Annotated in this window: 1 protein-coding gene; it reads left to right on the top strand. The window is 62.7% G+C overall.

The features are described 5' to 3' along the window. The coding region (locus L0H65_RS12730; RefSeq protein WP_301459427.1) for a CARDB domain-containing protein at positions 1–6,239 on the top strand (6,239 nt) is incomplete at both ends.

Raw genomic sequence — 6,239 nt, forward strand, 5'->3', positions numbered from 1 at the left:
CTGGCCGTTGGCGAAAGCTATGAGATGGTGGTGCGCGTCACCATCCCGGCAGACCTGCCTTCGGGTCGGTATTACATCACCCCATGGTCCGACAGCTATGATGTGGTGGCAGAGGACAGTCTCGCAATCAACGTCAATCCGGATGATCCGAACGAGATTGACAGCAACAACTACAAGGGCCGCGCAATCGACATTCTGGGCTATACCCCGGTGCGGCCCGATCTGGTTGTTTCAGCCGTGCAAACTGCGGGCCCGGTCATCGCCGGGGGTGACCCGCTGGTGGTGAACTGGACGGTGACAAACGCCGGACTGGTGGAGGCGGCCGCCGCGAACGGCTGGGTCGACCGGGTGTATCTGTCGGACAAGGCGACGTTTGGCGCGGTGGGCGAAAAGCTCTGGCTTCTGGGGGATGTGCGGCGCGAAGCAGCATTGGCGGCAGGCGAAAGCTATCGCGGTTCAGCGCAATTCGATCTGCCTCCGTCGGCTGCGGGGCTTTATGTGCATGTTATCACCGATGCGGCGGTGCGCGGCTATCAGGCCGTAGCAGAGGCCGATGAGCAGAACAACCTTGCCTCGGGGATGGGAACGGTCACCAATATCCCCGCCGATTTGCGCGTGGTTTCGGTTACGGCGGCGACGGGTGCCACCTCGGGGGAGCCGTTGCGCATCAGCTTTACCGTGCAGAACAAGGGAGGCGCTGTCTGGGATGGAACCCGCTATTGGGCGGATTCCGTCTGGTTGTCGAAAGATCCGGTGCTGGACCGTCGGCGCGCGACCTATCTGGGCGAGGTTGTGCATGACGCGGGCGCGGGGCTTGGTGCCGGTGAAAGCTATAGCCAAAGCCTCGACTTCACGCTGCCACCCGGCACCGAGGGCGCATATTACATCCATGTCGCGACCGATGTGGACCGGCTCGGCCATCTGCCACATGGCGAAAGCGATGCCGGTAACGCAGGCAATGCCCGCGACTTCTATGGCAGTTCCGTGTTTGAAACAGAGGATGACCCGACCGGGAATTTCGGCCGCGGCGCGGTTGATATCACCTATGCGGAACCTGATCTGCGCATTACCTCCCGGACGATCCCCGCAACCGCGACCAGTGGCGGCCCGCTGGCATTGCAATGGCGTGTGACCAACAGCGGCAGCCGCGAAACACGGGTCTCAAATTGGGTGGACCGGGTGTTCCTGTCGCTCGATGGCTCCCTCGACGGGCAGGATTTCCTGCTGGGTGAGTTGCGCCATGAAGGTACGCTCGGCATTGGCGAAGGCTATGATGCCGCGCTCAACGTCACCTTGCCGCAAGGGATTTCGGGCAATTACACTGTCTATATCGAAACAGATTCCACCTTTGGCAAAGGCGGAACCTATCAGGTTTCCACCATTCGGCCCGGCTTGGCCGGGCTTTCCGCTGCCTCGGATGCAGTCAAGGAATTCAAGGGCGAGGGCAATAACAGCACCAGCGGCACGATTGCGGTCACAGCGGCGATAACTGCCGATCTGGTGATCTCGGCGCTGGAGATCCCACAGCGGGCGATCAACGGCCAAACCCTCAACCTGACGTGGGAAGTCACCAATAGCGGCGCGATTCCGACCGGGGGTGGCTGGCGTGACCTGATCTATCTGTCGCGCGATGCCTCGCTCGACACACGCAGCGATTTCTACCTTGGTTTCCATGACCACATGACCGGCTTGGATGCAGGCGCGTCGCGCGCGGTTTCGCTGTCGGCGCGGTTGCCCAAAGGGCTTTCCGGCTCGTGGTATGTCTTTGTCGTCGCCGATCCGCTGGGCAACAGTTATTCCGGCGCGGTGTTCGAGGATGGGGCAGAGGAAAATATCCGTTCCTCGGCGCAGCCGTTGCTGATTGATCAGGTTCCGCCTTCGGACTTGCTGCCAAGCGATGTCGAAGTCAGCGGCGGCTCTGCGCCCGGTGATACGGTAGAGGTGACATGGACCGTTACGAACCAAAGCGCAGAGGCGGCGCAAGGGTCGTGGGTCGATGCGGTCTGGCTTTCGAAGGACGGCGATTGGGATATCGGCGACATTTTCCTTGGGCATTTTACCCGGACCGGTGGGCTGGCGGCGGGGCAAAGCTACGATGGCGCATTGACAGCGGAATTGCCGGTGGTTGCCGATGGCACATGGCGCGTGATCGTGCGCACCGACGCCCGCAATACAGTTAACGAAGGCTCGGACGAGGCGAACAATACCCTGGCCGCAGCGGCTCCGCTGACCATTCAAAGCCCGCGCCTGACGTTGGATGTGCCGGTGACCACGATGCTGGCCGGAAGTTCGGAGCGGCTTTACCGGGTGGAGGTTCCGGCAGGTCAAACCCTGCGCGTCTCGCTTGCCGGGGGCGACCCGCAAGTGCCGAACGAGATTTTCGTGAAATGGGACACGCCACCAAGCCAGGCGGATTTCGACGCCGCACAAAAATCCATTTTCGGGCAGGTGCAGGAGGCGGTGATCTCCACCACCAAGCCGGGCGTCTATTATATTCTGGTGCGCAGCTTCGGCGGCAAGGATGCGACCCCGGTTGCCCATACGCTCAAGGCGGAGTTGTTGCCATTCCAGGTGATCGACGTGACCCCGGATCAGGGCGGTTCCGCCCGGTTCGTGACCATGGTGATCCAGGGCGCAGCGATCAGCGAAGGCGCGATTGCCAAACTTTCGCGCCCCGGCGTGGCAGAATATCTACCGGTTTCGGTGCGCCGCGTGGATGCGACCAAGCTGATCGCAGTGTTTGACCTGCAAGACGCGCCGCATGGGCTTTACGATGTGATCGTCACCAATGGCGACGGGCAACAGGCGATTCTGCCGTATCGCTACCTTGTCGAACGCGCCGTGGAACGGGATGTGACCGTCGGCCTTGGCGGCCCGCGCGTGGTTCCGGCGGGGGAGGCCGGGCTCTACAATGTTGTCGTCGACAGCCTGACCAATGTTGACACGCCTTACGTCTATTTCACCTTTGGCGCGCCCGAAATGGGCGTCAATGACATGGCCTACGGCCTGCCCTTCTTGCAATTTGCAACCAACCTCGGCGATGGGTCCGACGCGCCCGCAGCCGGGCTGACAGGGGCGCAGTCGACGCTGAACCTCGGTGGGCAATTGCTGGCACCGGGATATGCCTACGATCTGGCTGCGACCGGTCAGGCGCAGATGACCTTTGCTGTGCAGACCTATCCGGGGCTGGACGCCCTGATCAATCGCGATTTCGAAGGGATCAAAACCTTCCTCTACAACCGCGATCCCGCCCTTGCTGCACGGGACGGGTTGGCAGGCGGCATTCCGGCGCTGGAAGCGGTGGATGCGTTGATCTACGAAATTTTCACCGACCCCTCGATGGAAGTGGTTTCGGGTGATCTGCCTTGGTATCTGCCGTTCCAGTTCAACGTGGTCGCCGCCGCGACCCCGATGACGCGGGATGAATTCATCGCGCGCCAAAAGGCCGATGCCGAAACCCTGCGTCTTGCCGTGCTCGCCGATCCCGCCGCCGCCGCCAGCCTGCAAACCCTTGCCGCCGATGCCGGGGTCTGGGCCGATGGTTTCCTTGCCGCTTTGACCACTGCGGGCCTTTTGCGCGCGGAGGCAGACGCCCCCCCGGCGTTTGAGGCTACCCGCGTCACGTCACTGGTTGCGCAATTGTCACAAGGGTTGCTGCTGGGCAACGCGGGCGCGGACCTCCGCAGCACGGGCAATCTGGTCGATTTCTACGCTCAGGTGCGCAAATGGTATGGCAGCGCCATCACGGACAAGGCGCCGATTGCCCGCTATGACATGCGCAATCCGCCGAACGGAATCCCCTATGCGGTTCCGGTGCCGCAATTGCCTGATGCCGCCTCCTACGATCTGGGGCTGGCACGGGCCACGACATTCACGGCGTTCAACATCTATGCGCCATGGTTGGGTCTGGGCGCGGTGGAGCTGCCGGATTTCGGCTCTGACGGCACGACCAGCGAACTCGTGGCGCTGGATCTGGACCGTTTCCGCGATATCGCCGGGGTGCCTGCGGGTGAGGGCACTGGCTGGATGCGCGGGCCTGTCGGCGTCGGGCAGGGGAACTGGGTCCCGGCAGGCTATGCCTTGCCGCATGAGGTGGGCTTCTCGGTGGATGCCGACGCCGCCCGCCCTCTGCGGGAATTGCGCATTGTCACCACGCTCGACCCTTCGCTTGATGCCCGCAGCTTCCGCCTTGGCGGGCTGACGCTGGGCGATCTGTCGCTGAAAGTGCCAGCGGGGCGCATGGTCTGGCAACAGGATCTCGATCTCAGCGCGTCGCGCGGATTCATCCTGCGGTTTTCGGCAGGGATGGATATCGAAAGCCGGACCGCAACCTGGCTTGTGCAGGCAATTGACCCGAAAACCGGCGAATTGCTGGATACGGCGGGGCCAGAAGGGCTGCTGTTGGCGGGCGAAAGCGGCGGGGTGAAGTTCACGGCGTCGGCTGACCCCGATGCCATTTCGGGCGCGGACATCAGCGCCAGTGCGCGCATCCTGACCGATATCGCGGCACCCGAAGATACCACCCCTTATCGCTACCGGCTTGATGGCAAGGCACCCGTCACGACCTTCACCGCGAAAAGGTTGGGCGAAGGCAGCGATTACCGCATTGAGTGGAGTGCAGTCGACGCGGCCAACGGCTCGGGTCTGCGGGACGCGAACATCTACGCATCGGTCGATGGCGGTGATTTCCGGTTGATTGCGAGTGATAACACGACGGGTGCGGTTGTGTGGACGGCACCCGCAGGTGCGGATGTGAAATTCCTTGTCCTCGCCCGTGACAATGCAGGCAACCGCAGCGCCGTTCCCGCTGGCACCGGGACCGGATCAATCCCCCGCGATGTGGTGGATCTGGGTGGAACGCTGGTCACCGCAACCACGGATGCCACGCCGCTTGATCTGGTCGATCCTGTTGCGCAGGCACCAGCCAACGCACTGTTCATTCAGGCGCAAAAAGGCGTAGCCGCGTCGATTTCCGTGCTGAGGGCGGGGGAATTTGCGAATTCCATCGCGCCCTTCGGATTTGAGTCGCTGGTAGAAGATTTGCCCGGCAGTCAGGGCGGTATCGGGGCGCTGGCACTGTTGGGCCTCGCGGATGGGTCCGTGCTGTTCTCTGGCGGGCCGGATCGTGGCTGGCTCTACCGCGTGGCGAAGGACGGCACTGGCGCGGATGAGCCGTTGGCGCGGCTTGGCACCCCGATCTTTTCGCTTGCACAGGACGGCGCGGGCCGGATCTGGGCAACCTCTGGCGGTGGGGAGTTGTTGGAGCTTGACCCCGCCAGCGGCGATATCATCGGGCGCTATGGCGACGGCATCACACAGGCGGTTGCGGTCAAGGGCGACGGTTTGCTTTACGTCTCCACCGGGGATGGCATCGCGATTTTCAATCGCGCGAACGGGCAACTTTCGCCGTTCTCCGATATCCGCGTCGATGATCTCGCGGTCGCGCCCGATGGCACCCTTTGGGGAACGAGCTGGCCGGATCGCGGCAAGGTTCTGCGCTTTGACGCGCAGGGCAAGGCGGAGCTGATTGCGCAACTTGATGCGCCGCTGGATTCACTGACCTTCGGGGCTGCGGGGACTGAATTTGCCGGGCTTGCGCTGCTGACTTCGGTGCGCAACAGCGCCGGGATTTCGCGCATTTATGCGCTGGATATGGCGTCGCATCAGGTGGTTACCATCGCCGCCGCTTCGGCGCGCGCCGAAGATATCATCACGCTGGCCGATGGGCGGGTGGTGCTTGCCCATGGCCGCGGCCTTGATGTTCTGCGTCCGCTCTATGTGCCGAAAATCATCGCGACCACGTTCAAGGACGGCACCGTGACCGCCCTGCCGGTCGCCAGCTACAGCCTGCGTTTCGATGATGATATGGCGGTCAGTGGTGCAGGCTCCGTGCTTGACCCGGCGAATTACGTCTTGTCGGCAGGAACCGGTCGGTTGATCCCGATTACCGCAATCAAATATGATGCGACAGCACGCGAAGTCACGCTTTCCTTCGCGCCGCTTCAGCGTGGCGACTACCTTGTGACCGTCAGCGACAGGATTCAGTCGTCGCGGGGCATGACGCTGAGCGAAGTCGAATCCTTTGCCTTCAGCCGGATGGAGGATGCGACAGCGCAGGTTGCCTTCACCTTCCAGAACACCCGTTACGACCGCGCTGCCGAGGTGGTCACCTATGAGGTTCAGGTCACCAATACCGGCACGCGGCCCATCCGCGCACCGGCGCAGTTGACGCTGGATAT

The organism is Pseudorhodobacter sp., assembly GCF_030452865.1.
In the GTDB taxonomy this organism is placed as follows: domain Bacteria; phylum Pseudomonadota; class Alphaproteobacteria; order Rhodobacterales; family Rhodobacteraceae; genus Pseudorhodobacter.